The organism is Amycolatopsis thailandensis, assembly GCF_042723255.1.
GTDB classification, from domain to species: domain Bacteria; phylum Actinomycetota; class Actinomycetes; order Mycobacteriales; family Pseudonocardiaceae; genus Amycolatopsis; species Amycolatopsis thailandensis.
In genome coordinates this window covers 15,480-42,317 of record NZ_JBHXJK010000025.1, presented here as the reverse complement: position 1 = coordinate 42,317, position 26,838 = coordinate 15,480, and the positions used below count along the sequence as shown (strand labels likewise).

At 67.8% G+C, this 26,838-nt stretch carries 28 protein-coding genes; 15 read left to right on the top strand and 13 right to left on the bottom strand.

All coding sequences use genetic code 11. From position 1 onward, the window contains the following. Positions 1-122: 122 nt before the first annotated feature. Both fbaA and ACFWMR_RS12750 read right to left on the bottom strand, forming a co-directional pair. Positions 123-1,154, bottom strand: coding sequence for a class II fructose-bisphosphate aldolase (gene fbaA, locus ACFWMR_RS12755; protein ID WP_093932463.1), 1,032 nt, complete (start codon positions 1,152-1,154; stop codon positions 123-125). A gap of 83 nt (positions 1,155-1,237) precedes the next feature. Then, positions 1,238-2,059, bottom strand: coding sequence for an LLM class F420-dependent oxidoreductase (locus tag ACFWMR_RS12750; RefSeq protein WP_378378459.1), 822 nt, complete (start codon positions 2,057-2,059; stop codon positions 1,238-1,240). Between the two features lie 50 nt (positions 2,060-2,109). On the opposite strand from ACFWMR_RS12750, the gene ACFWMR_RS12745 reads away from it, so the two are divergent. From ACFWMR_RS12745 to ACFWMR_RS12720, 6 genes are all read left to right on the top strand, one after another. Further along, positions 2,110-3,024 (top strand): aldo/keto reductase, encoded by a 915-nt coding sequence (locus ACFWMR_RS12745; protein WP_378378458.1) that lies wholly within the window; start codon positions 2,110-2,112, stop codon positions 3,022-3,024. A 149-nt stretch (positions 3,025-3,173) separates the two neighbouring features. After that, on the top strand, positions 3,174-4,064 hold the full coding sequence (locus tag ACFWMR_RS12740) for an SDR family oxidoreductase (protein ID WP_093932466.1): 891 nt from the start codon (positions 3,174-3,176) through the stop codon (positions 4,062-4,064). Between the two features lie 3 nt (positions 4,065-4,067). Continuing rightward, positions 4,068-4,541, top strand: a complete 474-nt coding sequence (locus tag ACFWMR_RS12735) for a pyridoxamine 5'-phosphate oxidase family protein (protein WP_378274674.1) — start codon at positions 4,068-4,070, stop codon at positions 4,539-4,541. 79 nt (positions 4,542-4,620) lie between these two features. Next, positions 4,621-6,087 (top strand): flavin-containing monooxygenase, encoded by a 1,467-nt coding sequence (locus ACFWMR_RS12730; protein WP_093932468.1) that lies wholly within the window; start codon positions 4,621-4,623, stop codon positions 6,085-6,087. Then, on the top strand, positions 6,087-6,953 hold the full coding sequence (locus tag ACFWMR_RS12725) for a metal-dependent hydrolase (protein ID WP_378274675.1): 867 nt from the start codon (positions 6,087-6,089) through the stop codon (positions 6,951-6,953). The genes ACFWMR_RS12730 and ACFWMR_RS12725 overlap by 1 nt, the downstream gene beginning before the upstream one ends. After that, positions 6,950-7,954: a PDR/VanB family oxidoreductase gene (locus tag ACFWMR_RS12720; protein ID WP_378378457.1), complete on the top strand. Its 1,005-nt coding sequence runs from the start codon at positions 6,950-6,952 to the stop codon at positions 7,952-7,954. The genes ACFWMR_RS12725 and ACFWMR_RS12720 overlap by 4 nt, the downstream gene beginning before the upstream one ends. 4 nt (positions 7,955-7,958) lie before the next feature. Here the strand turns inward: ACFWMR_RS12720 and ACFWMR_RS12715 are convergent, their stop codons facing one another. Beyond that, a complete protein-coding gene (locus ACFWMR_RS12715) occupies positions 7,959-8,243 on the bottom strand; it encodes a YciI family protein (protein ID WP_378378456.1) in 285 nt (94 codons plus the stop codon). 151 nt (positions 8,244-8,394) lie between these two features. Here ACFWMR_RS12715 and ACFWMR_RS12710 point away from each other — a divergent pair, with 151 nt between their 5' ends. From ACFWMR_RS12710 to ACFWMR_RS12695, 4 genes are all read left to right on the top strand, one after another. Beyond that, positions 8,395-8,970 (top strand): SigE family RNA polymerase sigma factor, encoded by a 576-nt coding sequence (locus ACFWMR_RS12710; protein WP_007032484.1) that lies wholly within the window; start codon positions 8,395-8,397, stop codon positions 8,968-8,970. Positions 8,971-9,061: 91 nt separating this feature from the next. Beyond that, a complete protein-coding gene (gene nagA, locus ACFWMR_RS12705) occupies positions 9,062-10,264 on the top strand; it encodes an N-acetylglucosamine-6-phosphate deacetylase (protein ID WP_378378486.1) in 1,203 nt (400 codons plus the stop codon). 18 nt (positions 10,265-10,282) lie between these two features. Next, positions 10,283-10,675 (top strand): hypothetical protein, encoded by a 393-nt coding sequence (locus ACFWMR_RS12700; protein ID WP_378378455.1) that lies wholly within the window; start codon positions 10,283-10,285, stop codon positions 10,673-10,675. Positions 10,676-10,728: 53 nt separating this feature from the next. Further along, entirely contained in the window at positions 10,729-11,451 is a 723-nt protein-coding gene (locus tag ACFWMR_RS12695) for a DedA family protein (protein ID WP_093932473.1), read from the top strand. A gap of 463 nt (positions 11,452-11,914) precedes the next feature. On the opposite strand, the gene ACFWMR_RS12690 is transcribed toward ACFWMR_RS12695, so the two are convergent. Next, positions 11,915-13,306, bottom strand: coding sequence for an FAD-binding oxidoreductase (locus tag ACFWMR_RS12690; RefSeq protein ID WP_378378454.1), 1,392 nt, complete (start codon positions 13,304-13,306; stop codon positions 11,915-11,917). A gap of 19 nt (positions 13,307-13,325) precedes the next feature. Then, entirely contained in the window at positions 13,326-14,810 is a 1,485-nt protein-coding gene (locus ACFWMR_RS12685; RefSeq protein WP_093932475.1) for an MFS transporter, read from the bottom strand. 89 nt (positions 14,811-14,899) lie between these two features. Here ACFWMR_RS12685 and ACFWMR_RS12680 point away from each other — a divergent pair, with 89 nt between their 5' ends. After that, positions 14,900-15,427 (top strand): TetR/AcrR family transcriptional regulator, encoded by a 528-nt coding sequence (locus ACFWMR_RS12680; RefSeq protein WP_093932476.1) that lies wholly within the window; start codon positions 14,900-14,902, stop codon positions 15,425-15,427. A 76-nt stretch (positions 15,428-15,503) separates the two neighbouring features. On the opposite strand, the gene ACFWMR_RS12675 is transcribed toward ACFWMR_RS12680, so the two are convergent. Next, positions 15,504-15,926 carry a PPOX class F420-dependent oxidoreductase gene (locus ACFWMR_RS12675; RefSeq protein ID WP_093932477.1) on the bottom strand — a complete coding sequence of 141 codons (423 nt, stop codon included), beginning with the start codon at positions 15,924-15,926 and terminating at the stop codon, positions 15,504-15,506. 192 nt (positions 15,927-16,118) lie between these two features. Here ACFWMR_RS12675 and ACFWMR_RS12670 point away from each other — a divergent pair, with 192 nt between their 5' ends. The 3 genes from ACFWMR_RS12670 to ACFWMR_RS12660 all read left to right on the top strand — a co-directional run bounded on the left by ACFWMR_RS12670 (position 16,119) and on the right by ACFWMR_RS12660 (position 19,753). Then, positions 16,119-16,637 (top strand): MarR family winged helix-turn-helix transcriptional regulator, encoded by a 519-nt coding sequence (locus ACFWMR_RS12670; RefSeq protein WP_093932551.1) that lies wholly within the window; start codon positions 16,119-16,121, stop codon positions 16,635-16,637. A gap of 3 nt (positions 16,638-16,640) precedes the next feature. Continuing rightward, positions 16,641-18,917 carry an MFS transporter gene (locus tag ACFWMR_RS12665; protein ID WP_093932478.1) on the top strand — a complete coding sequence of 759 codons (2,277 nt, stop codon included), beginning with the start codon at positions 16,641-16,643 and terminating at the stop codon, positions 18,915-18,917. Positions 18,918-19,081: 164 nt separating this feature from the next. Then, complete coding sequence (locus ACFWMR_RS12660) at positions 19,082-19,753, top strand: DedA family protein (protein WP_378378453.1); 672 nt, start codon at positions 19,082-19,084, stop codon at positions 19,751-19,753. Between the two features lie 181 nt (positions 19,754-19,934). Here the strand turns inward: ACFWMR_RS12660 and ACFWMR_RS12655 are convergent, their stop codons facing one another. From ACFWMR_RS12655 to ACFWMR_RS12625, 7 genes are all read right to left on the bottom strand, one after another. Continuing rightward, positions 19,935-20,348 (bottom strand): VOC family protein, encoded by a 414-nt coding sequence (locus ACFWMR_RS12655; RefSeq protein ID WP_005160702.1) that lies wholly within the window; start codon positions 20,346-20,348, stop codon positions 19,935-19,937. 185 nt (positions 20,349-20,533) lie between these two features. Next, complete coding sequence (locus ACFWMR_RS12650; RefSeq protein WP_378378452.1) at positions 20,534-21,280, bottom strand: SDR family oxidoreductase; 747 nt, start codon at positions 21,278-21,280, stop codon at positions 20,534-20,536. Then, positions 21,277-21,924 (bottom strand): nucleoside/nucleotide kinase family protein, encoded by a 648-nt coding sequence (locus tag ACFWMR_RS12645; RefSeq protein ID WP_093932481.1) that lies wholly within the window; start codon positions 21,922-21,924, stop codon positions 21,277-21,279. The genes ACFWMR_RS12650 and ACFWMR_RS12645 overlap by 4 nt, the downstream gene beginning before the upstream one ends. After that, a complete protein-coding gene (locus tag ACFWMR_RS12640; RefSeq protein ID WP_378378485.1) occupies positions 21,921-22,790 on the bottom strand; it encodes a PfkB family carbohydrate kinase in 870 nt (289 codons plus the stop codon). The genes ACFWMR_RS12645 and ACFWMR_RS12640 overlap by 4 nt, the downstream gene beginning before the upstream one ends. A gap of 40 nt (positions 22,791-22,830) precedes the next feature. Continuing rightward, on the bottom strand, positions 22,831-23,640 hold the full coding sequence (locus tag ACFWMR_RS12635; RefSeq protein WP_378378451.1) for an ATP-binding cassette domain-containing protein: 810 nt from the start codon (positions 23,638-23,640) through the stop codon (positions 22,831-22,833). Beyond that, positions 23,637-24,626 (bottom strand): ABC transporter permease, encoded by a 990-nt coding sequence (locus ACFWMR_RS12630; RefSeq protein ID WP_093932484.1) that lies wholly within the window; start codon positions 24,624-24,626, stop codon positions 23,637-23,639. The genes ACFWMR_RS12635 and ACFWMR_RS12630 overlap by 4 nt, the downstream gene beginning before the upstream one ends. Further along, a complete protein-coding gene (locus tag ACFWMR_RS12625; RefSeq protein ID WP_093932485.1) occupies positions 24,623-25,639 on the bottom strand; it encodes a substrate-binding domain-containing protein in 1,017 nt (338 codons plus the stop codon). Before ACFWMR_RS12625 ends, ACFWMR_RS12630 begins: the two co-directional genes overlap by 4 nt. A gap of 115 nt (positions 25,640-25,754) precedes the next feature. Between ACFWMR_RS12625 and ACFWMR_RS12620 the strand changes: the two genes are divergently transcribed. After that, entirely contained in the window at positions 25,755-26,789 is a 1,035-nt protein-coding gene (locus tag ACFWMR_RS12620) for a LacI family DNA-binding transcriptional regulator (protein WP_378276424.1), read from the top strand. Positions 26,790-26,838 lie beyond the last annotated feature (49 nt).

The following is a 26,838-nucleotide window of genomic DNA, read 5'->3' as shown; positions in this document are numbered from 1 at the left end:
GGGCGGCCGTAAGGGCGGGCGCCCTTCCGTCCCCGCCGGCCCACCGCGATTTAAATGCGGGGCCCAATAAGTATTTTTTCCCACCTTGGGCCACCCCTCATGACACTCTCGGCGCGAAGCGGTCAGGAGAGCTTCTTGCCCGCCGAACCCAGCGACTGAGCGGCCTCGACGATGCGCGTGGCCATGCCGGCCTCGGCGGCCTTCAGGTAGCTACGCGGGTCGTAGACCTTCTTGTTGCCGACCTCGCCGTCGATCTTCAGGACGCCGTCGTAGTTCTTGAAAAAGTGCTCCGCGATCGGCCGGGTGAACGCGTACTGCGTGTCCGTGTCGACGTTCATCTTCACGACGCCGTACGACACCGCCTCGCGGATCTCCTCCGGCAGCGAGCCGGAACCGCCGTGGAAGACCAGCTCGAACGGCTTCGAACCGGCCGGGAGGCCGAGCTTCTTCGACGCCGCCTCCTGGCCGCCCTTGAGCACGTCCGGGCGCAGCTTCACGTTGCCGGGCTTGTAGACGCCGTGCACGTTGCCGAAGGTCGCGGCCAGCAGGTAGCGGCCGTTCTCGCCGGAGCCGAGCGCGTCGATCGTCTTCAGGAAGTCGCCCTCGGCGGTGTACAGCTTCTCGTTGATCTCGGCCTCGACGCCGTCTTCCTCGCCGCCGACGACGCCGATCTCGACCTCGAGGATGATGTTCGCGGCCGCGGCCTTGGCGAGCAGCTCCTGCGCGATCTCGAGGTTCTCGTCGAGGTCGATCGCGGAGCCGTCCCACATGTGGCTCTGGAACAGCGGCAGCTGACCGTTCTTGACCCGCTCCGCCGAGATCTCGATCAGCGGGCGGACGAAGCCGTCGAGCTTGTCCTTCGGGCAGTGGTCGGTGTGCAGCGCGACGTTGACGTCGTACTTGGCGGCGACGACCTGGGCGAACTCGGCGAGCGCGACCGAACCGGTCACCATGTCCTTGACCTTCTGCCCGGAGGCGAACTCCGCGCCGCCGGTGGAGAACTGGATGATCCCGTCGCTCTCCGCCTCGGCGAACCCGCGGATGGCGGCGTTCAGGGTCTCCGACGAGGTCACGTTGATGGCCGGGTAGGCGAATTCGTTCGCCTTCGCCCGGTCGAGCATCTCCGCGTAGACCTCGGGGGTGGCGATGGGCATCGTTTACTCCTCCTCGAAGCAGGCTGGTGCACCTCTCGGCCGCATCGTACGAGGTCGGCCGGGAGGTGCCTACAGCCGTCGCGTCAGAGCAGCACGGCGGCGAGCGCGCGGTAGACCGGCAAGGGGTCCTGGTTCAGTACCTGGATGTTCACGTGGTCCGCCCCGGCCTCGATATGCGCGGTGACCCCGCGGGCGACGGTCTCGGCGTCGCCGTGCACGGCCAGCGCGTCGATCAGTTTGTCACTGCCCTGACCGGCCAGGTCCTCGTCGGTGAAACCGAGTTTCCGCAGGGAGTTCGTGTAGTTGACGAGGCCGAGGTAGAAGCCGACGCCGCCCCGGCCGATCTCGCGGGCCTTCGCCGGATCGGCCTCGAGGACGACCTTCTGCTCGGGCGCGAGCAGCGGTCCCTCACCGAGGATCTCCCGCGCCTGGCGCGTGTGCTCGGGCGTCATCAGGTACGGGTGGGCTCCCGCTGTGCGGTCTCCTGCGAGTTTGATCACCTTCGGGCCGAGAGCGGCGAGCGCGCGGCCTTCGACGGGCACTCCGGCCTCGTCGAGGGCGTCGAGGTACTCCACCAGCGCGGTGTACGGCTTCTTGAACTCCGCGGTGTGCTCGCGGTGCCCGGCGCCGACGCCGAGCAGGAAGCGGCCCGGGTGCTTCGCCTCGATGCGCTTGTACGACTCGGCGACCGTCGCCGCGTCGTCCTTCCAGATGTTGACGATGCCGGTGGCGACCTTGATCGTCTTCGTCGCGTCGAGGAGTTCCTCCGCCTTCGCGAGGTCGCCGTCCGGTGAGCCGCCGAGCCAGATGGCGCCGTAGCCGAGCTCTTCCAGCTCACGCGCGAGTTCCGGGGTGAACACGCTTTCGTGCTGCCAGATGCCGATCCTGCCGAGTTCGATTCCCATGCTTCGAGCTAACACCACCCGCCGCCGATGTCTTCCCTTATGTTCGAAGCATGGCGAAACTCGGGAATTCCGACCTCGACGTCCGGGGGATCAACCTCGGCGGGAACGTCTTCGGCTGGACCGCGGACGAGCAACAGTCCTTCGCCGTCCTCGACGCCTACACGGCGGCGGGCGGCAACTTCATCGACAGCGCCGACCTCTACTCGGGCGGCGGCTCCGAAACGATCATCGGCAACTGGCTGACCAAGCGCGGGCGTCGCGACGACGTCGTCATCGCGACCAAGACCGGCATGTGGGAGGAGCGGAAGGGGTTGTCGGCGGCGAACATCGCGGCGGCGGCCGAGGATTCGCTGCGCCGGCTCCAGGTCGACCATATCGACCTCTACTACTCGCACATCGACGATCCGGACACCCCGATCGAGGAGACGCTGGGCGCCTTCGACGCGCTCGTGCGCGCGGGTAAGGTCCGCTACATCGGGGCGTCGAACTACTCGGCGGAACGGCTGGCCGAATCACTGTCCATTTCGGACCGCGAGGGTCTCGCGAAGTACGTCGCGCTGCAGCCGCACTACAACCTCGTCGAGCGGGATTACGAAACCGATCTGGCGCCGACGGTCGAACGCGAAGGCCTGGGCGTCCTGCCGTATTTCGCGCTGGCCAAGGGTTTCCTGGCTGGGAAGTACCGATCGAAGGAGGATCTCGGCGACAGCCCCCGCGCCGCCCGCGCGTCGTCCTATTTGGACGAACGTGGTGAGCGGGTCCTCGCGGTGCTCGACGGGATCGCGGCCGACCGCGGTGTCACGGTCGCGGCCGTCTCACTGGCGTGGCTGTTCGCGCAGCCGACGGTCACCGCGCCCATCGCGAGCGCCCGCTCGGTCGAGCAGCTGAACGACCTCCTGCCCGCGGCCGATCTCTCGCTCACTTCCGACGAGCTGGACGCCCTCGCCACCGCCTCCGGGAGCTGACAACCCTCGCGTTTCGTCCTCTGGATGCGGTAGTTCGCATCACCAACCAACGCGTCCAGAGGACGAAACGCGGACTTACTTGCGGGTAGCTTACTCCGGGTAGGTTGGGGTAACGTCCGAAAGCCTCAGGGCTCGGACGAGGAGGCAACGTGGCCAAGAACAGCGTGAACGGCAAGGTCGTCCTGATCACCGGCGCCGCGAGGGGCATCGGCGCGGGACTCGCCGAACGCCTGGCCGCGCAGGGCGCGAAGGTCGCTTTGGTCGGCATCGAAGCGAAGGAACAGCAGGCGGTCGCCGACAAGATCGGCGCGAGCGCCCACGCCTGGGAAGCCGACGTCACCAGCTGGGACGACCTCGAACGCGCCACCGCCGGCGTCGTCGAGCACTTCGGCGGGATCGACATCGTCATCGCGAACGCCGGCATCGCGACCTCAGGTTTCGTCCGGTCGGTGGATCCGGCCGCCTTCGAGAAGGTCATCGAGGTCGACCTCCTCGGCGTCTGGCGCACCTTCCGCGTCACCCTGCCGCACGTCCTCGAACGCAAGGGCTACCTGCTCGCGATCTCCTCGCTGGCCGCGATCACCCACGCGCCCGGCATGGCCAACTACGCCGCCGCGAAGGCCGGTGTCGAGGCGTTCTGCAACAGCTTCCGCGCCGAAGTCGCCCACCTCGGCGTGAAGGTCGGCGTCGCGCACCCCACCTGGATCCGCACCGACCTGGTCGAAAGCGCCGACAAGCACCCGGTCTTCGGCAAGCTCCGCACCGGCATGCCCGGCCTGCTCGGCAAGACCTACCCGCTTTCCGTCGCGCTCGACCACCTCCAGGCCGGGGTCAACAAACGCGCCCGCACCGTGCACGTGCCGCGCTGGGTCGGCGGGCTCAAGCTGATCCGCGCGTTCCTGCCGCCCATCATCGAGATCGGCGCCAAGGGCCGGATCAAGAAGGCCGACGCCGCCGCCCTCGTGGACATCAAGGAGCGCGGCGCGTACGAATCTTCGATAACCGGTCAGGCAGGCCGGGCCGCCACTCGGAAGGACTGACGTATGTCCCGTCGCGACCAGATCCGCATGACACCTGACGAGCTCGCCGCGTACCTCGACGAGCAGAAGGTCATCAACGTCGCGACGATCGGGCCGAACGGCCGCCCGCATCTCGCGCCGCTCTGGTACTACCCGCACGATTCGGGCATCGCGACCTGGACCTACGGCACGTCCCAGAAGGCGAAGAACCTGGAGCGCGACCCGCGCGCCACGGTGCTCATCGAGGACGGCGAAAGCTACGAGAAGCTCCGCGGGGTCTCCCTCGAAGCCGACGTCGAGGTCATCACCGACACGACCGTCGTCACCCAGATGGGTATCGCACTCATGCAGCGGTACGCGGGCGCGAAGCCGGGCGACCCGGTACCCGACGAGCTCGCCGCGTTCATCGGCAAGCAGGCCCCGAAGCGGATCGGGCTGATTTTCACGCCGACGAAGATCGTGAGCTGGGACCACACGAAACTCGGCGGAACATACTAGCCAGTAAGTCGTACTAGAAAGTAACTGTTACTTCAGGTAACGTCATCCGCGCAGGAATGCCTCGACGCGGAGGGCGCAGATGACCGAGCGATTCAAGGTCGTGATCGTGGGCACCGGATTTTCCGGGCTCGGCCAGGCCATCCAACTGGAGAAGGCCGGGATCACCGACTACGTGATCCTGGAGAAGGCGGACGAAGTCGGCGGTACGTGGCGCGACAACTCGTACCCCGGCTGCGCCTGCGACGTGCAGTCCCACATGTACTCGTTCTCCTACGAGCAGAACCCGGACTGGTCGCGGTCGTTCTCGCCCGCCCCGGAGATCTTCCAGTACCTGAAGGACGTCACCGACAAGTACCGGCTGCGGCGCAAGATCCGGTTCGGCGTCGAACTCACCGGCGCGACCTGGGACGACGACGCCCGCCGCTGGCACGTCCAGACCAAGTCGGGTGAGATCGAGGCGCAGTTCGTCGTCTCCGGCGTCGGCGGCCTGCACATCCCGCAGGTCCCCCAGCTGCCCGGGATCGAGAAGTTCAAGGGCCAGACCTGGCATTCCGCGCAGTGGAACCACGAGTACGACCTGCGCGGCAAGAAGGTCGCCGTGGTCGGCACCGGCGCCAGCGCGGTCCAGTTCGTCCCGAAGATCGCGCCCGAGGTCGCCGAGCTGACGCTGTTCCAGCGCACTCCGCCGTGGATCATGCCGAAACCCGACCACGCCATGCCGGGCTGGGCCAAGACCGCGTTCCGCCGGATCCCCGGCGTGCAACGGCTTTACCGCAACGCGCTGTACTGGTTCCTCGAAGTGCGCGCCGTCGGCTTCAACGGCCACCCCGCGATCATGAAGGCGGGCGAGGTGATCGCGAAGCGCCACATCGGCAAGGGCGTGAAGGATCCCAAGCTGCGCAAGAAGGTCACCCCGGACTACACCATGGGCTGCAAGCGGGTGCTGATCTCCAACGACTACTACCCGGCGATCGCCCGGTCCAATGTGGACGTCAACACCGACGGCGTGCGCGAGGTCAAGGCGCACAGCGTCGTCGACGGGAACGGCGTCGAGCACGAGGTCGACGCGATCGTCTACGGCACCGGCTTCAAGGTCACGGACGCCTTGGAATACCTGGACATCACCGGGATCGACGGCCGCGACCTCGCCAAGGAATGGGCGACCGAGGGGATGCGCACGCACAAGGGCATCACCGTCGCCGGCTTCCCCAACCTGTTCTTCCTCCTCGGCCCGAACACCGCGCTGGGCCACAACTCCGTGGTGTTCATGATCGAATCGCAGGCTCGCTACGTCGTCGACGCGATCAAGCTCACCGACTCGCGGGGCGCCGCCGCGATCGACGTCCGCACCGGCGTCCAGGAGAAGTTCCAGCGCGAGATCCAGGACAAGCTGGTCAAGGGCGTGTGGACCCAGGGTGGCTGCAAGAGCTGGTACCTCGACGCGAAGGGCGTCAACCGGACGATCTGGCCGGGCTTCACCTGGCGCTACTGGCTGGAGACCCGCAAGGTCGACCCGAGCGACTACGAACTGAGCGGGAGGTCGTGATGACCGACCACGAACAGATCGTCCTGCACGCGCGTGACGTCGAGTTCGACTGGGCGTCGCTGCCGATGCACTGGATCCCCGGCGAACCGCAGGCGACGCACACGATCAACGTGCTGCATCTGGCGCTGCCGGAGGGCGAACGCTGGTTCGTCGAAGTGTTCAAGCAGGCCGTGCCGCTGATCCGCGACGAGCGGCTCAAGGAGGACGTCCTCGGCTTCATCGGCCAAGAGGCCATGCACGCCGAGGCGCACGACGGCGCCGCCGAACACCTCGAAGCGGCGGGCGTGCACGTGCGGCCGTACATCGCGCAGATGGAGTGGATGTTCCGCCGCCTGCTCGGCGATCGTGAGCTTTCCGCCAAACGGCGCGAAGAATGGCTGATCGAACGGCTCGCCGTCATCGCCGCCATCGAGCACTACACCGCCTTCCTCGGCCAGTGGATCCTCGACGCCGAAGCGCTCGACAAGGCCGGCGCGCACCCCACGATGCTGGATCTCCTGCGCTGGCACGGCGCGGAAGAGGTCGAGCACCGTTCGGTGGCCTTCGATCTCTTCATGCACCTCGACGGCCGCTATGGCCGCCGCGTGCGCAGCATGCTCGTCGTGACGCCGGTGCTCGCGTGGGTGTTCCTGCGCGGCACCAGGTTCCTCATGAAGAACGATCCGACGCGGCCCGGCAAGACGAGTTTCCGGACCTATCTGCGGGTGGCGAAGCTCGGCCTTCTGCCTTCGGGCAGGCAGCTGCGGCGCGAACTCCTGCCGTACTTCCGGAAGTCCTATCACCCCACCGAAACCGGCGACACCGATCAGGCCGTCGCGTACCTCGCGAGCTCCCCGGCCGCGCTGGCCGCCGACGAACCCCGGTGACGCCGCCGACGCGCCCGCTGCGGCTCGACGGCAGCGGGCGGACCGACCGCGCGATGGCGTCGCTGACCGGTGTCGTCGCGCTGTACCGCAGGCTCAGCGGCGTGAGCGGACGCCGTCGTCCGCCGGTGGCCGCGGTCGATCGCGATCTCCTGCTGGTCGTCGACGATCTCCGCGCCGAGGCCGAGGGCGTCGTCAGCCTGAAGCTGGTGCACGAACGCGGCGAGCCGCTGCCCCGATGGCGGCCCGGCGCGCACATCGACCTCTCGCCGCGGCCGGGGCTGGTCCGTCAGTACTCCCTGTGCGGCGACCCGGACGACCGCGCGGCCTACCGCGTCGGCGTCCGGTTGCTCGGCGAGGGATCGACGGCGGTGCACGCCTTGAAGAAGGGCGCGCGGATCACCGCGCGCGGCCCGCGCAACGCGTTCCCCTTCGTCGCGAGCCAGGCCTACCTGTTCGTCGCGGGCGGCATCGGGATCACGCCGATCCTGCCGATGGTGCGGCAGGCGGCCGCCGCGGGCGCGGACTGGCGGCTGGTCTACACCGGCCGCGACGAGGCGTCGATGCCGTTCCTGGACGAATTGTCCGGATACTCCGACCGTGTCTGGATTCGCCCGGACACGGACTACGGGATCCCGGCTTCGGGCGCGGAGTTGCTCGAAGGGGCAGAAAAGAGTGCCCCGATTTACTGCTGTGGCCCGGTTCCGATGATCGTGGGCGTCCGGACGGACGCGGCGCTGCGCGGTTCGGGACCGGTGTTCTTCGAACGGTTCTCGACGCCGCCGATCGTCGGCGGCGTGCCGTTCCGCGTCGAACTGGCCCGCAGCGGCCGGACGCTGAACGTGCCCGCCGACCGCACGACCCTCGATATCCTGCGCGAAACCGTGCCAGGGATCGCTTATTCGTGCCGCCAAGGGTTCTGCGGGACATGCGAGCTGCCGACGGTGACCGGCGACCGCGTCCGGGTCTGCGTCGATCGCGGTCCGGTCACCCTCGATCTCTGAGCTGTCAGGCTTCTTTCGGCAGCCAGGCGCCGATCACCGGCTTGAACTCGCGGACGGACCGCTCGGCGACGACACCTTCGAGGTGGTACGGGTCCTGGTTGATGACGTCGAGCAGCACCGTCTCGTCTTCGGCCTGGTAGAGCGAGATGCCACCGGAGCCGTCGCCCAGCGGGCCGCCGAGCGCGACGACACCCTGTTCCGCCAGGTCGGAGAGGAATTTCCGGTGCCGGGGACGCACGTCCTCCAGCTTCTCCCGCACGTAAGTGATCTCCACCAGGAACCAGGCCATCGACATCTCCAAGGTCGTTCCGACAGACAGCGGCAGACGCTACCCAGCTTCTCAGGATCCGATCAGGCGGCACGTCCGCCCCACCCGATACGCTGACCGGGCGCCATGCACAGGTTGTGCTTCAAAGGGGTAAATGAACAGGTAGGGGTACATGCTCGAGGGCAATGCGGAACGCAGTGTCGAGGCGACCCTCGGCCACTTGCGCACCATGGACGGACCGGTCACGCCACCGCCGCCTGCGGCACCGCTGACCCTTGAGGATCTCTATCGCCAGCACCGGATGCGGCTCGTCCGGCTGGCCATCCTGCTCGTGGACGAACCGGCCACGGCCGAAGACGTCGTCCAGGAGGCCTTCACCGGGCTGCACCGCAACTGGGGACGCCTGCGCGACGCCGCCGCGGCCGTCGGTTACCTGCGCACCGCCGTGGTCAACGGGTCACGCAGTGTGCTGCGCCGCCGCAAGACCGCGCGCGAGTACGTCGCGCCGCACGCCGTCAACGCGCGTTCGGCCGAAAGCCTCGCCATGCTGTCGAGTGAACATCAGGCCGTTGTGAGCGCTTTGTCCAAACTGCCCCCTCGTCAGCGCGAAGTTCTGGTGCTCCGTTACTACGGTGGGCTGAGTGAGGCCGAGATTTCCGAGGCCGCCGGTATTTCGAAAGGTACCGTGAAGTCAACCGCCAGCCGGGCACTCGAGGCGCTGCAGAAAGCGATGCAGTCACCGAACTGATGCCCGGCCTTCATCTCGACCGCTGGGTTGTGCCGCCATGCTTGGTCCAGACCAATATATGCTGGGGGGCGTGAGAGGCGCCGGAGATTTCGTGATCGTGGGCGGCCGGGTAGTCGCCCCGGACCGTGTACTCGACGACGGCTGGCTGGCTATCGCCGGCAGCAAGATCGTCCAAGTCGGTACCGGGACACCCCCGGACATCGACCGCGTAGACGTCGACGGGTGCCTGGTCGTACCCGGCTTCATCGACACCCACTGCCACGGCGGTGGGGGCGGGTCGTTCTCCAGCGGGAACCCCGAGGAGCTGTTCCGCGCGGTCCGCGCGCATCGGCGGCACGGGACCACGACCATGCTCGGCAGTCTGGTCTCGGACCCCATCCCGGTGCTCAGGGACCAGATCGCGGCACTCCGTGAGCTGGTCCAAGAGGGTGAACTTGCCGGAATTCACCTCGAAGGACCCTTCATCTCCAAGGCCCGTTGCGGAGCGCACGACCCGGCGACGCTGATCGAGCCGGACACGGCGACGGTCAACGCGCTTCTCGGCGCCGGCCGCGGCGACATCCGGATGGTCACCCTCGCCCCCGAACTGCACGGCGGGATCAAGGCGGTCCGGCAACTGGCCGAATCGGGCGTCATCGCCGCCATCGGCCACACCGACGGCGTCGAAGACCAGATCATCCCCGCGATCGACGCGGGCGCCTCCGTCGCGACGCACCTCTTCAACGCCATGCGGCCCCTCCATCACCGCGAGCCGGGCCCGATCGGCGCCCTCCTCGACGACGAGCGGATCACCGTCGAGCTGATCTGCGATCTCGTCCACGTGCACCCGACCGTGCTCAGGCTGGCCGCGCACCACGCGGGCAAGGGCCGGACGGTGCTCATCACCGACGCGATGTCGGCCACCGACGCCGCCGACGGCAGCTACATCCTCGGCCGCCTGGAGGTCGACGTCCGTGACGGCGTCGCCACCCTGGCCGGGAACGGTTCGCTGGCCGGCAGCACCCTGACCATGGACGCGGCCTTCCGCAACCTGGTCCGCGGCGCGGGCATCGACCTGCTCGACGCGGTCCGCGCGACCTCCGGACGGCCCGCCGAACTGCTCGGCATCGCGGACCGGACGGGCTCCCTGCGCGCCGGGCTCGCGGCGGACGTCGTCGTGCTCGACCGCGACCTGCGGCCGGCCAAGGTGCTTCGTCAGGGCGAATGGGTCAAGGACGAGGCTGCGGCTACATTGAGCGCCACGGCCCCGCTCAGTGGCGCGGTCGAAGGCGGTGTGTCGGTCAGCGACGGGTAGCGGCGAAGGGAGTCCCGGATGAGCGAGCCCAAGGACCCGGAGAAGCTCCTAGCCGACGCCCTGCGCGCTCAGGCCGTCTTCGCCCCTTCAGCGGAGCGGATCTCCGAGACTTCCACCGAGAAACCGGTCGAAACGGACACGGAGAGTGATTCGGACACGCCCGAGTCGCCTTCCGGGGAAAACGAGCTGCCGCTGCAGTACGGGCTGCTCTCCGGCGCCGGTGCCGACTCGCTCGAACGGGAGCGCGTCGCGCTGGAGGACGCGGAGACGGCCAGGCTGGCAGAGCGTCCGACGCCGCCTCCGGCTCCTTCGCCCGGCAGTGCCCCGTTGCCCGCGTACTGGGTGTTGCTGCTGGCCGTGCTCCTGGGGCTGGCCGCCGGTTCGGTGATCGGGCTGCTCACGCTGATCTGAGCCGCGTCTCCCGCCGGGTCAAGGCACTCAGCGTCACCCTGTACCGTTTTGGTGTGATCCTGGCGCAGAACACCGTGACGACGATGGGCCTCCTGCCCGAGTGGCTGGACCCGAAGATCCTGCTGAGCGGGCTGACCGTCCCGGTCATCACAGTGCTCTGCCTGATCATCTTCATCGAAAGCAGCGTCTTTCCGGTGCTGCCCGGCGACTCCCTGCTGTTCACCGCGGGCCTGCTCATCGCCAACGGCTCGATCAAGGCCCCGCTCTGGCTGGTGTGCGTGCTGGTCACGCTCGCCGCCCTGATCGGCAACATGCTCGGCTACGGCCTCGGCTGGAAGATCGGGCCTTGGCTGTTCCGCAAGCCGGATTCGAAGTTCTTCAACAAGAAGTACGTCGATCAGACACACGCGTTCCTGGAAAAGCACGGGCCGAAGGCGGTCGTGCTGGCGCGGTTCGTGCCGTTCGTGCGGACGTTCATCACCTGGATCGCCGGTATCGGCAAGATGGACCCGAAGAAGTACTTCACCTACACCGTCATCGGCGGCATCCTGTGGGCCGCCGGGATCACCGCGCTCGGCCACCTGCTCGGCGGGGTCGCCTTCATCGAGAAGAACATCGACGCGATCTTCATCCTGATCGTGCTGGTGTCCGTGGTGCCGATCGCGATCGAGTACCTGAAGGCGCGGCGCGAGAAGAAGCACTCGGACACCGCCACCGGTCTCGTCGCCGACACCGCCGAGGACATCACTCAGCAGATCCCGCGCATCCGCGACTGACCCTCCCGCGACATCCAGCCCCGCGCGAAATGGCGAACTCGCGTGCTTGAACGGACGGCACGCGTGCTCAGACGGACGACACGCGTGTCCAGACGGACGGCACGCGTGCAGGTCCGTGCGGTGGGCGTGTCGTCCGTCCAGTCACACGTGTCGTCCATCTAGTCACACGTGTCGTCCGTCCAGTCACGTGAGTTCCGCGCTCAAGCACGTGAGTCACGTCTCTGAGCACGCGAGTCCCGCCTCTGAGCACGCCGACCCGCCTAGCGGACGTTCCACACACCCTCCAGCGGACGTTTTCCGCGGCCCGGCAGACACCTGGAGCGAGAACGTCGGGCCGGACAAAACGGCGCGCCCGCGTGATCCGGCACGTAACTCGTGTGATTGAGCGCGGAACTCGCGTGCTTGAAGACGTGACTCGCGTGATTGGAGACGTGACTCGCGTGATTGGAGACGTGACTCGGAGCTAGAGGGAGAACATCGAGCCCGGGTTGAAGAGGTTCCCCGGGTCGAGGGCCTGCTTGATCTGGCGATGAACGCGGATGCCGACCTCGCCGATCTCCTTGGCCAGCCACTCGCGCTTGATCCTGCCGATGCCGTGCTCGCCGGTGACCGTCCCGCCCAGTGACAGGGCGACCTCGAGAATCGCGTCGAAGGCCGTCCGCGCGCGGGCGAACTCCTCCTCGGAATCCGGCGCGTAGACGATCGTCGGGTGCATGTTGCCGTCGCCGGCGTGGCCGACGACGGCGATCCGCAGCCCGACCTCCTCGCTGATCCGCTCGCAGCCGGCGATCAGCTCGGCGATCCGGGTGCGCGGCACGCAGACGTCGTCGGTCAGCCAGACGCCGTACATCTCCAGCGCGGTGAGCACGACCCGCCGCGCCTGGAGCAGCATCTTGCCCTCTTCGAGATCCTCGGTGGCGTAGGCCAGATCCGCGCCGCAGTCGACGCAGATCTGTTCCAGCACCGCGAGTTCCTTCCGCGCGACCTCGCCGCCGGCGTCGGATTGCGCGAGCAGCAAGGCTTTGCAGTCCGAGCTCGTGCCGAGGTCGGTCTTGAGGTAGGCCTCGGCGGCCTTGATGGACGTCGCGTCCATGATCTCCATCAGCGACGGCACCAGCCCCTCACGCACGACCCGCGCGACGGCCTCACCGGCGGCCTCCGTGCTGTTGAAGGCGGCGACGAGCGTGGAAGGCAGTTGTGGCAACGGTTTCAGCGCGACCGTCGCCTGCGTGATCACGCCGAGCGTGCCTTCACTGCCGACGAAGAGCCGCGCGAGGTCGTAGCCCGCGACGCCCTTCACCGTGCGGCGCCCGGTCTTCAGCACCGACCCGTCGGCGAGCACGACTTCCAGTCCCAGCACGGAATCCGTGGTGACGCCGTACTTCACGCAGCACAGCCCACCGGCGTTGGTGGACAGGTTGCCGCCGATGGTGCACCAGTCGTAGCTGGAGGGGTCGGGCGGATAGAACAGGCCGTGCTTCTCCACCGCGTTGCGGAAGTCGAGGTTCACCACACCGGGCTGCACGACGGCCAGCCGGTTGCCCTCGTCGATCTCGACGATCTGATCGAGTTTGGTCAGCACCAGCACGACACAGCCGTCGATCGCGTTCGCGGCGCCGGACAGACCACTGCCGGCGCCGCGGGGCACGATCGGCACCTCGAACTCCGCGCAGGCCTTGACCACGGCCTGCACACCTTCCGTGTCGGACGGCAGCACCACAGCGAGCGGCTTGCCGCTGGCGGCCAGCGGCATCATGTCGCGCGAATAAGCGTCCGTGACGTCGGTGTCGGTGAGCACGGCGGCGGTGCCGAGTTGCTCGCGGAGCCGGGTGACCAGGGCGTGGTTGCTGCTCATGCCCTCATCGTAAGCTCCATTAGATCCGCACTGTGGAACTTTTTTTCCGATCGAGCAGAACGAAGGCTTGAACACCTGTATAGACGAGCACGGCTACGCCCGCCCATGCGGTGACGTGCACCCCCTGGGTGAAGGCCTCACGAGCCGATTCCAGGAGTGCCTGCCCCGCGACGGGGTCGAGCTGCTGCGCGGTCGCGACGGCGCCGCCGAGCGTGTCCCGCGCGGACTCGGCCGTCCCCTCAGGCAGGCCGGACCGGTAGACCGCGGTCGCGACACTGCCCAGGATCGCGGTGCCGAGCGCGCCGCCCAGCTCGAACCCGGTCTCGGAGATCGCCGACGCGGCACCGGCACGCTCGGCCGGGGCGGCCGAGATGACCAGGTCGTTCGTCAGCGTCTCCGACAGGGCGACACCGCCCCCGAGCAGCGTGAACGACACCACGACGTACGCGAGCCCGCCGCCGGACGACACCTGCGTCAGCGCCAGGAACCCGACCGCGGCGACCAGAAGACCACCACTGACCAGCACGGAGACCCGGATCCGCTTCGCGAGCCAGGCCGCGAGCAGCGCGCCGGCGATACCGGCGACCGTCGCCGGGAGCATCCACAGCGCGGCGACGACCGGGGTCAGTCCGAGCACCAGTTGCAGGTACTGCGGCACCAGGAACAGCAGGCCGACCATGGCGAACACGCCGAGCATGTTCGTCACGACGGAGCCACTGAAGGCCCGGTTCGAGAACAGCTTCAGGTCGAGCATCGGCTCGTCGAGACGGTTCTGCCTGCGGACGAACAAGTAGCCGAGCGTGAGACCGATCAGCACGCTGATCACCGCCTTCAGCCCGAAGCCGTGTTCGGCGACCAGCTTGATGCCGTAGACCACCGGCAGCATCGCGGCCAGCGACAGCAGCGCCGACAACGGGTCGAACCGGCCCGGCTTCGGGTCACGCGCCTCCGGCAGCACGAACGGTCCGGCGACCAGCAGCACCAGCATCACCGGGACGTTGATGAGGAACACCGAACCCCACCAGAAGTGCTCCAGCAACCAGCCGCCGAGCACCGGCCCGAGCGCCATACCGCTGGAGAACCCGGCGCTCCACACCGCGATCGCGGTCCGGCGCTGTTTGGGGTCGAGGAAGATGCTGCGGATCAGCGACAGCGTCGACGGCATCAGCGTCGCGCCACCGACCCCGAGCAGCGCCCGGGCGATGATCAGCATGAACGCGCTGGTCGAGAAGGCCGCGAGCACCGACGCGGCACCGAACGCCGCGGCGCCCATGAGCAGCAGCTTGCGACGGCCGATGCGGTCGCCGAGCGTGCCCATCAGGACCAGCAGGCCCGCCAGCATGAACGAATAGATGTCGACGATCCACAACTGCTCAGCACCGGTGGGTGCCAGATCCTCGGACAGGAACGGCAGCGCGAACCCGAGCACGGTCATGTCCACGCTGATCAGCAGCACCGGAAGCACCAGTACCGCCAACGCCCACCACTGCTTGCGCCCCGCCATGGCGCACTCTCCTTCAGCTAAACCGTCTGGACGGTACAGTTACCGCCCGGGTTCGAAACTAAACCGTCCAGACGGTATAGTCAACTGATATGGCGAAGCCCACCGCGAAGGAACGCATCCTCGACTCGTACGAGGAGATCCTCATCGAGCAAGGCCCCGGCGGGGTCACCCTCGAGGCCGTCGCCGCGCACGCCGGGGTCTCGAAGGGCGGCCTGCTTTACCATTTCGGCTCCAAGGAAGCCCTGGTCGACGGCCTGCTGGAACGTCTCGCCACCTTGTCGGACGAGGATCTGGAGCAGGCGAAGAGCGCGCCGGAAGGCGTCGTTTCCTGGTACCTGCGCACCGCGATCACCGACGTGACCCAGCGCAAGCCACTGCACCGCACGACCATGGCGACGATCCGGATCATGCTCAACGAACCGCGGGTCGCCGAGGTCGTGCAGGTCTACAACCAGAAGGTCCACGACCTGATCAGCGAACACGTCGGCGACCCGCTGACCGCCGAGCTGGTCATCCTGGTCGGCGACGGTCTCTACCTGCGGGCGGCGCTCGGCCGGGACGACGCGAGCCCCCTGCTCGACCGGATCGACGAGATCAAGGCCCGCATCGCCCGCTGAACACCTCGCGTTTCGTCCTCTGAACGCGGTAGTTGCGCACGCAAGTACCGCGTTCAGAGGACGAAACGCGGAAGGGCTACATCTGCAGGCCGTAGACGCGCTCGATCGGGATGGTCAGCAGCACCCGCTGGTCGGCGACCATGGCGTCCCGGAACTCGTCCCAGTCCGGATGTTCGCCACGGGCCCGCCGGTAGTGGTCCACCAGCGCGTCGACGGTCGCGTCGTCACGCGAAGCGGCGGTCGGCGTGAGCACGGCCGGACCCTCGACGACGACGTAGCCGTCGCCGCTCTCGGTCGAGACATGGAACGTCGCCCGAGGGTCGCGCAGGAGGTTCTTGGTCTTGGCCCGTGGCGCGGTGATCGAGATCAGGAGCGCGGCGGCGTCCGCGTCGTAGAGGTAGTTGACGGTCGAAAGCTGGGGCCTGCCGTCACGCTTGATGGTGGCCAGCGTGCCGAAGTTGCGGCCGGCGAGGATCGCGTAGAGCGCGGAGTCGGTCATGACTCCATCAAAGCAAAAGTGCAGCTCAGGGCGAACCGGACAAACATGCACGAATAAATGTGCTTGCATGCGGCAACTAAAGTGTCATCAGACACACCCGGTCACTTTCTCCTTGCGAAGCTCCTCCAAGAGGAACATCCTTGCTCAAGGCAACTAGTTGCAGTGACCAAGCAACCGGCGAGAGAGACCATCATGACACCCACGACACCCGGCACCAGGTCGAAGGCCGACCTCGACCTGGCCGACACCCTCGGGCACGAGCTCGTGCGGCTCGTGCGCCTGGTCAACCGGGCCAAGTCCCAGGTGTCCAAGCAGGGACCCGACGGCATCGAGCGGGCCGCGTACGCGATCCTCTTCTGCCTCATCCACGTCGGGCCCCAGCGGACCAGCAAGCTCGCCGAGTTCCTGCACTCCGAGATCTCGACCATCAGCAGGCAGTCGAGCTCCCTCGTCCAGCACGGGCTGGTCGAACGCCTGGCCGACCCCGAAGACGGCCGCGCCTGCCTGCTCGCACCGACCGCCGAAGGACTCCGGGTCTTCGAGGAGAACCGCAAGCAGCGGAACCAGTGGCTCGCCGAGGTACTCGGCGATTGGACCGACGCCGACCGGGAAACCCTCAACTCGCTGTTCCGACGGCTGAACAACGACATCGAAAAAACATCTCCACAGTTCGCCGATCCCGCATCGGCGTCTAAGGCCAAGGGGGCCTGAACAATGAGTACCGCAGTGGAAAGTCCGCCATCCGTTCACGAAGAGGGGCCCCGGCTCAGTCACCGTCAGATCGTCACGATCCTGATCGGCCTGATGTCGGGCATGTTCCTGGCGGCGCTCGACCAGACGATCGTGGGTACCTCGATCGTCCGCATCGCGAATGACCTCAACGGGTTCGACCTGCAGGCCTGGATCACCACGGCCTACCTGATCACCTCGACGATCGTCACCCCGATCTACGGCAAGCTGTCCGACATCTACGGGCGCAAACCGTTCTACATCGCGGCGATTTCGATCTTCCTCGTCGGTTCGATCGCTTCGGCGTTCGCGACGTCGATGTACGAACTGGCCGCGTTCCGCGCGATCCAGGGTCTCGGCGCCGGTGGTCTGATGTCGCTGGCGATGACGATCATGGGCGACATCGTGCCGCCGCGGGAACGCGCCCGCTACCAGGGCTACTTCCTCGCCGTGTTCGGTATCTCCACCGTGCTCGGCCCGGTGCTCGGCGGGTTCTTCGCCGACTTCGACAAGCTCGGCAGCGTCTTCGGCTACGACATCGCCGGCTGGCGCTGGGTCTTCCTGATCAACGTGCCGATCGCGATCGTCGCGCTGTTCGTCGTCGCGAAGGTGCTCAACGTGCCGCACCAGCGCCACGACCACAAGATCGACTGGTGGGGCGGGCTCGCGCTCGTCGTCGCCGTGGTGCCGTTCCTGATCGTCGCCGAGCAGGGCAACAAGTGGGGCTGGGGCTCGCAGAACGCGATCATCTGCTACATCATCGGCGCCATCGGCGTGGTGGCCTTCATCTTCATCGAGAAGCTGATGAAGGACGCGGCCCTGATCCCGCTGCGGCTGTTCAAGAACTCGACCTTCACGGTCGCGATCGTCGGCGGCATCATCGTCGGTGTCGCGATGTTCGGCGCGATCATGATGATCCCGCAGTACATGCAGGTGGTGCAGGAGTTCTCGCCGACCGAGTCGGGCCTGCTGATGATCCCGCTGATGGCGGGCATCATGAGCGGATCGATCATCTCGGGCCAGATCACCAGCAAGACCGGTCGCTACAAGGTGTTCCCGGTGGTCGGCACGCTGCTGATCGCGGCGGGCGCGTTCTTCTTCGCGCAGGTCGAGTACAACAGCGCGCTGTGGCACCCGCTGGTCGCGGCCGCGATCATCGGCCTCGGCCTCGGTGCCTGCATGCAGACGCTGATCATCGCGGTGCAGAACGCGGGCCCGCGCAGCGACATGGGCGTCTCGACAGCGTCGGCGACGTTCTTCCGGCAGATCGGTGGTACCGCGGGTGTCGCGGTGTTCCTGACGATCCTGTTCAACGTCCTGCCGGGCAACATCACCAAGGCGTTCGGCGGCAACCCGCCGAGCGGCCCCGGTGCCGCGGCGCTGGGTGACATCCAGTCCAACACGAGCGGTATCGCGAGCCTGCCCGAGGCCATCAAGACCCCGGTGCTGATCGGCTTCACCGAGTCGATCACCACGGTGTTCTACGTGGCGGGCGCGGTCGCGCTGCTGGCGACGCTGGTCCTGATGTTCATGAAGGAGATCCCGCTGCTCGGCGGCTCGGCCCCTTCGGCGGCTTCGGCTCTTGAAGGCGGCGAAGCTCTTCTCGAAGAGGAGGCCGCGCCTGCCGAGACGGCTTCCGAGAAGACCGTCGTGACCGCGCCCGTCGCTCCCGTCGAACCCGGCAAGCACGCGCTGACCAACGGGAACGGCAACGGCGTCCATCGGGCGGGGTCCGCGCAGATCAGCGGGCATGTCCGCCGGGACGACGCGACCAACGTCGCGGGGGCGGCGCTGACCCTGATCGACCACAACGGCAACCAGGTGGCGAGGACGCACACGAACGAGAACGGCGTGTACTCCTTCGCCGGCATCGTGGGCGGGCGGTACACGATCGTCGCCAGCGGTCGCTGGTTCCGGCCGGTCGCGGCGACGCTGACCGCGAGCGGCGCCGGGGTGCTGCGCCACGACGTCGAACTGGTCAGCACGATCCTGCTGAGCGGGGTCGCCCGCACCGACGGCGAGCGGGTCGTGCCGGACGCGCGGATCACCGTGCTCGACTCCTCGGGCGGCGTCGCCGCCGTGGCGAGGACCGACGCGGAGGGCAACTACACGGTCAGTGACCTGCCCGCCGGGACCTACACGGTGATCGCCAGCGGCTACCCGCCGGCCACCAGCCGGGTGGAGCTGCTGGGCGGCGACCAGGCCGAGCACGACGTCCGGCTGAGCTACGACCAGGCGCTGGACGAACTCGTGGAGCACTAGGCGCGAGTGTCATAAGGGGTCCCCATAGGGCGAAATTCGTCCCATGGGGACCCCTCATGTCATCCGGCGGGCGGTCACCCGAGACCAGTCGAAATCGCAGGGAAGGTCCGTTCATTTCATGGTTCGGCCGCGTGGGGTTCGCCGAGTACACGTAGGCTCGCGTCGTGAGTGAGGTGTACACCGAGGCCGCGAGCATCGGCGTGAGCTGGCTCGACACCGCCGGGCCCGTGCTCGTCTGGGTGATCGTGCTGAGCTTCATCTTCGTGGAGTGCGCGCTGATCATCGGGCTGTTCCTGCCCGGCGACTCCCTGTTGTTCGCGGCCGGAGTCGTCCTCGCGCAGCACGGCTCCGACCTGAACGCGTGGCTGCTGTCGGCCGCCGCGCTGCTCGTCGCGATCGTCGGCAACCAGGTGGGTTATTACATCGGCCGGGGCACGGGCACGAAACTGATCGCGCGACGCGGCGGCAAGGTACTGAACAAGCACAACCTCGACCGCGCCAGGAGCTTCCTCGATCGCAGGGGTTTCTTCGCCATCGTCGCCGCGCGCTGGATCCCGTGGATCCGCACGCTGGCGCCGCTCATCGCGGGGGCCGCGCGGATGGATCCGCGCCGGTTCGCGCTCGCGACAGCGCTCGGCGGGCTGCTCTGGGTGCCGACTCTGGTGCTGCTCGGCTACTACGGCGCCGGTCTGCTGGACCAGCTGCCGTGGGTCAAGACGGCGGCCTTGTGGATCAGCGTCGCGTTCTTCGTGGTGGGCACGGCTTACGGCGTGCTCCGCTACCGCCAGGAGATGCGGCGCCCCGCCGAAGACGTCGAAGACCGCGCGACGACCTGAACCTCCGTGTCGTCCGTTCACACACGTGTGTCGTCCGTCTGATCACGCGTGTCGTCCATCGTCGACCATCACCGGACGGCAGCCCCCGCGCTACCAGCGATTCACCGCTCGCCTCTCGTGATCAAACGGACGACACGCGTGATCCGATGGACGACACGTGTGATCAGGCGGCGAGCACGGCTTAAACCTCGGGATCGGCCCAGATCTCCAGCTGGATCCCGTCCGGGTCACGGAAGACGATGACCGACGAGCCTTCCAAGGTCCGCGATCCCTTCGACGGCGAGTAAACGACGCCGTACTCCGAGAGCCGCGCTTCCCACTCCGCCAGCTCCGACCGCGAAGAGACCTTGAACGCCACGTGGTCCAGACCTGTCCGCCGTTCGTCGAACCGCGGCCGCTCGGTGTCCTGGTGCTCGACGAGAACCACCGCGAAACCCTCGCTCGGCGACCGCAGCACGACCTTCCGCAGCCCCGTTTCCGGGTCTTCGCGACGCGTGAACTCCTCGAGTTCGAGGACGCGGGCGTACCAGGGCACGCTCCGGTCCACATCGGTCACTGTGAGTGCCAGGTGGTGCACAGACATGAGCTTGGACATCGGGGATGACCGTCCTGATCAAGAAGCTTGGGGGCGCCACCAGGGTGACACAGGCGTCTGGGGCCACGAGGTGATCCGCCGACTTCCCACATGAATCGTGATATCCGCCGGGAAAGGGTGTTAAAAAGTGGCTGAACCGCACGCGGACCCGATATCGCCTCGTGACCGCCTCGTGGCCCTGGGTGTCAACGCCCTCCGCCGACGGTCAGCACCGTCCCGGTGGTGTACGACGCGGCGGGGGAAAGAAGCCACAGCACGGCTTCCGCGACCTCACCGGGTTCGCCCGCCCGTCCCATCGGGATGGTCGGGGCGATCCGGTCCATGCGATCGGGCATCCCGGCCGCCGCGTGCAGTCCGGTGTGGATCATCCCCGGCGCGACCGCGTTGACCCGGACGGATTCCTTGGCGACTTCCTGTGCCACGCCGTAGGTCATCGTCTCGACGGCCGCCTTGGTGCCCGCGTAATGGACCCATTCCCCGGGCGAGCCGGTCCGCGCGGCGGTGGAGGACAACGTCACGATCGCGCCGCCCTCGCCGCCGTACCGGGTGGACATGCGGCGGATGCCCTCGCGGACGCACAGGAAGACGCCCGTGACGTTGACGTCCACCACCCGGCGGACGACGTCGACCTCGTATTCGTCGAAGCGGCCCGGGGTGTTGCCGGTGATGGCCGCGTTCGCGACCACCCCGGCGAGCGGGCCGAGCGCGACGGCGGCGTCGAACAGGGCCACCACGTCGTCTTCGGACGCGACGTCACCGCGCTGGGTGATCGCTTGGACGCCGTGCTCACGGACACGCGAAGCGACGTCTTCGGCCGCTTCGGCGTCACCCGCGTAGTTGACGACGACGTCGTAACCGCGCGCGGCGGCCAGTTCGCAGACCGCCGCGCCGATGCCCTTGCTGCCGCCCGTGACGACGAGAACCCCACTCATATGGCGAAGTTGACCAGCGGGAGGTTCTCGAGGACCAAGTCGGCCCGGCCGCTCGTGGACGCGATCAGATCGGCGTTGCGCTGGTCGGAACCGAGGGCACGGCGACGCGCGTCGACCAGCGAACGGCCGTAGCGGCGGTGCCGTGAGACGAGCCGCTCGATGCGCTCGGGCTCGTCCGGCGCGAGGAACCAAGACTCGGCGAGGATCGGCTTCACCCCGCTCCACGGGTCGTCCTGCATGAGCAGGTAGTTACCCTCGGTGATCACCAGCGGGACGTCCGGCGTGACCGCGACGGCGCCGGCGATCGGCTCCTCGATCTCCCGGCGGAACTCGGGCGCGTAGACGGTCTCGCGGCCTTCGGCGAGCCTCCGCAGCAAGTGCACGTACCCGGCCGCGTCGAAGGTGTCCGGCGCGCCCTTGCGCTCCACCCGGCCGAGGCGCTGCAACTCCACCTGCGCCAGGTGAAAGCCGTCCATCCCGACCACGGCCGCCCTCGTGCCCAGCGCCTTCGCGAGGCCCCAGGCCAGCGTGGTCTTGCCGGACGCGGGGGCGCCGACGATCCCGAGCACGCTGCGCTGTCCCGGCTTCGCCAGCGCCTGGGCCCTGCTCAACAGGTCCTCGAACACCGGAGGCATGGCGGTCATGACTGTCCTTCTCCCATCTTCGCGACCGCGGCCGTCCACGACCTCGGTCCTTCATGCCGCACCCGTTCGGCGGCCACCTCGTTGGCGAACGCGATCCAGCCCGGGACGTCCCCGGTGTCCCTGGCGACCGCGTACGCGAAAGCTCCGTGCCAGACGTCGCCCGCGCCCAGCGTGTCACGCGCCCGGGTGACGGGAACGGGGACCGCACCGGATCCGTCCGCCGTCGACCAGCGCACCGGATCGGGGCCCGCGGTCGTGATGACCACCGGCACACCGTGCTCGCGCGGGTCTTCCCCGCGGTACAGCGAGGAGCACGCCGCGACGTCGACGAGCGGCAGGAGTTCGGGGAAGACCGGCTTCCAGCTCCCGGCGTCGAGCACCACCGGCACGTCGCGCTCCCGCGCCCAGCGCGCGACGGCCAGGGCGACCTCCGGATGGTGCCCGTCCAGGAGTACACACCCGGGCATTTCGTCCTCTGAATGCGGTAATTGCGCGTGCAAGGACCGCATCGAGAGGACGAAACGCGAGGAAGCGTGGGCGTTGCGCGAGACGACGGTGCGCTCGCCGTCGGAGTCACGGACGGTGATGGCGCTGATGGCGGGCGGATCGGGCCGTCCGGGATCGAGGTCGACCAGGTCGACGCCGTGCGCTTCGAGGTCGGCGCGGGCGAGTGCCGCCAGCGGATGCGCGCCGGCGACCGTCAGCAACGTCGCCCCGGCGCCGAGCGCGGCCACGGTCACCGCCGCGTTCGTCGCCGGCCCCCCGGCGGCGACGTCCATCGACAGCGAACGCACCTTTTCGCCCGGCGCCGGTATCTCGGCGACGCGCTGAACCTGGTCGACGGTGCACAGGCCCGCCAGCAGCACTTTCACTAGCATCGAAGTACTTTTTCCCGCTGAGATGCCATCAGCTCAGTCCAGTGTGGACGGCCGAGGCGACTTCTTCGACTTCGCCGTTCTCACCGATCTTCAGCGCACCCGTGAGCAGGCCGACGACCTGGTTCATAGTGTGCGTCTTCGGCGAGACGACCGCGACTCGCTTTCCGAGGCGGTGCACGTGGATGCGGTCGGCGATGTCGAACACGTGCGGCATGTTGTGGCTGATCAGCACCACCGGCAAGCCGCGTTCGCGGATCCGGTTGATCAGGTCCAGGACCTTGCCGGATTCGGCGACGCCGAGCGCGGCGGTGGGCTCGTCCATGATCACCGCCTTGGTGCCGAAAGCGGCCGCCCGCGCGACCGCGACACCCTGGCGCTGCCCGCCGGACAGTGTTTCCACCGGTTGCGTGATGGACTTGATGTTGATGCCGAGTTCGTCCAGGATCCGCTGCGCGTCGGCCCTCATGGTCGCGGTGTCCAGTTTCCTGAACAACTGTCCGAAGAGGTCCTTTCGCCGCTTTTCCCGGCCCAGGAACATGTTCGACGCGATGTCGAGCGCGGGCGCGACGGCGAGATCCTGGTACACCGTCTCGATCCCGTAGTGGCGAGCGTCCAAAGGGGACTTGAAGTGCACGGCCTGACCGTCCACTTTGATCTCACCGGCGTCCGGGATCACCGCTCCCGAAAGGGCTTTGATGAGGCTCGATTTCCCGGCGCCGTTGTCGCCGACGACGGCGAGCACCTCACCGGGGAACAGTTCGAAGTCGGCGCCGTCGATCGCGGTGACCCGGCCGTAGCGTTTGACCAGTCCCTGAGCGGACAACGTGGGCGTCGTCATGACTGCTGCCTCCTCGCGAACCGGTCGACGCAGACCGCGCCGATGAGCAGGGCGCCGGTGGCGACGTCCTGGTAGAGCGCGTCGACGCCGAGCTGGGTCAAGCCGGACCGCAGGACCGCGACGACCAGCGCGCCCATCATCGTGCCGAGTACGGAACCCCGGCCGCCGAACAGGCTCGCGCCGCCGAGCACCACCGCGGTGATGGAGTCGAGGTTGCCGAGCTGGAACGCGTTCGGGTCGGCGTTCGGCACCCGGCCGAGCGCCTGCCAGGCGGCGATCCCGACGATCACACCCGCGACGATGTACACCGAAAGGATCGTGCGGTTGACCTTGATCCCGGACAGCCGCGCGGATTCCGGCGCGTTGCCGACCGCGTAGACGTGCTTGCCCCACGGCGTCCGCGTGAGCGCGTACCAAAGTCCCAGATACATCAGCAAGGCGAGCGTCATGCCGTAGGTGATCGGGATGCCGCCGAACAGGTACCGCCGGGTGCCGAGCCACTTCAGCAGCGAGTCGGCGACCGGGACGGCCTGGCCGCTCGCGAACAGTTTCGCGGCCGCGGTGAGCACCGTGAGCAGGCCGAGCGTGACGATGAACGGTGGCAGTTTGATCCGGGTGACCAGCGAACCGGTGACCATGCCGATCACCACCGTCGCCACGATTCCCAGCAGCAGCGCCCAGATCCCGGAGACGCCGCCGACCACGAGCTTCGCCATGATCAGCGTGGCGAGGACCATCGCGGCCGCGTTGGCCAGGTCGATGCCCGCGGTCAGGATGATCAGCGTCTGCCCGAGCGCGAGCGTGCCGACCACCAGGGACTGTTGCACCACAAGGGAAAGGTTGTCGAGGTCGAGGAAGGTGTCCGTCGACAGTGAGAACACCACGATCGCGACGAGCAGGGCCAGCGCGGGCCCGACGGCGGGCGCGCGGAGGAAGAACTCACCGATCGTCGGCCGCTCGTTGCCTTTGAGGGTCGCCGTGCTCATTTCGTCCCCCAGCAGTTCTCGAGGCCCCACTTGGTGTCCTGGCTTTCCACGCCCGGGATCGGCTTGTCCGTGATCACCGCTGATCCGGTGTTCACGAACCCGCTCGGTTTCTTCCCGGTCTTGGCGTACTCGATGGCGGCGAGGACGCCCTGCTCGGCCATCTTCTTCGGGAACTGCATGACCGTGGCGGCGTACTGGCCGTCGCGCACGTTCTTGACGCCTTCGCAGCCGCCGTCGATCGAGCCCATCACGAGCTGGTTCACCAGCCCGCGGGCCTGGAGCGCGGCGTAGGTGCCGCGGCCCATCGGCTCGTTCATCGTGTAGACGGCGTTGATGTCGGTGGTGCGCTGCAACAGGTTCTCCACGCCCTGCTGAGCCAGGCTCTGGTCGCCGTTCGCGGGCGTCTTGCCCTTGATCTCCGGCGACGCGTCGGTCAGCCCGATGCCCTTGAGGAACCCGGTGTGCCGCTGGGTGTCCACTGTGGATCCGGCGGTGCCGTCCACCATGAACAGCTTCGGCGGCTTGCCCGCGAGGGCGGCTTTGACGTACGCCCCCTGCTGACGTCCGGCCTCGAAATTGTCCGTGGCGAAGGTGGCGTCGACGGCGGTGTCCGGTTCGGTCGCCGTGTCGAGCGCGATGACCAGCACGCCTGCCTTGCGGGCGCGGTCGATGGCGTCGAGGACGCCGGTCGAGGAACTCGGCGTGATCAGGATGGTGTTCGCACCCTGCTGCATGAGGTTCTCGATGGCCCGGACCTGGCCGTCGTTGTCACCGTCGAACTGGCCGGCGAGCGCGCTGAACTCCGCGCCGTTCGCCTCGGCCGCGGCTTTGGCGGCCGCTCTCAGTTCGACGAAGTAGGGGTTGGTGTCGGTCTTGGTGACCAGGCCGACCTTGGCCTTGCCACCACCGCCTGCCTTCGATCCGCCACCCCAGTGGCGTTCGACGGTGCACCCGGCCGAGGTCACCGCTAACGCGGCGGCCATGGCGAGCGCGGCGAGACGTCGCTGTCTCATGGGGATGCCCTCCCATTCCAGGCTGTCCGTGATGGACCGGAAGGTAGACAGGGTTATGCTCACTCGCAAGCGTTTGCGCAAACGCTTGCCAGCTGACATTCACCGAGGAACGTTGATGCCGCCGTCTCGCTCGTCCCGCCCCACCCAACGCGACATCGCCGAGCTGGCGGGAGTCTCGATCACCACCGTGTCCCATGTGGTCAACGGGACGAGAGCGGTGGCCGAAGAGACCAAACTGGCGGTCCTCCGCGCGATCGAGCAGACCGGCTACACCGGCGACGCCATCGCCCGCTCGCTGGTCACCGGCGGGACGCGGTCGATCGGCGTCGCGATCTCCCTGATCGCGAACCCGTACTTCGCCGTGCTGATCCAGGCGATCGAGCGCGAAGCCGCGTTGGCCGGGTACACGGTCTTGCTGGCGGACACGCACAACACCGTCGACACGGAGCGTGAGACCGTCCGGACACTGCGTTCCCGCCGGGTCGACGGGCTGCTGATCACGCCATCGCCCGGCGACGGTTCGGTGATCGGGGAGCTCGTGTCGCTCGACGTCCCGACCGTGCTCATCGACAGGCTGTCCACGCGTACCGACGTCGACCAGGTGGGCGCGGAGAACATCCAGTCGACGTCCGCGCTGACGGCGCATCTCGCGTCGCTCGGGCATCAGCGGATCGGCATGATCAGCGGCACCGCCGGGCTGAGCACCAGCGAGGAGCGGATCCTCGGCTACCGGCTCGGCCTCGGCCGCTCGGGACTGACCTGGTCGGAGGACCTGGTCGCGTGCGGGCAGTCTTCGCAGGCGGGCGGGGCTCTCGCGCTCAGCACGCTGCTCGCGCTGCCGTCGCCGCCGACGGCGCTGGTGGTCGCCAACGACACCATGATGGTCGGCGTCCTGCACGAGTTGCGGAAACGCGGCCTGCGCGCCGGGATCGACCTGCCGGTGGTGGTCTACGACGACGTCGAGTGGGCCGATCTGGTCGATCCGCCGCTGACCACGATGGCGCAGCCGATCGAGGAGATCGGCACACAGGCGGTGCGTCTGCTGCTGGCCCGGATCAACGATCCCGCCCGCAAGGCCCAGACGATGCGGATTCCGCCTACGCTCCGCCACCGCGCGTCCTGCGGATGCGCTCTCGTTCACTCACATTGATGATTGTTGGGAGACTTTCCGGTCTCGCCGCCGGGCGACGCTCCGTCAG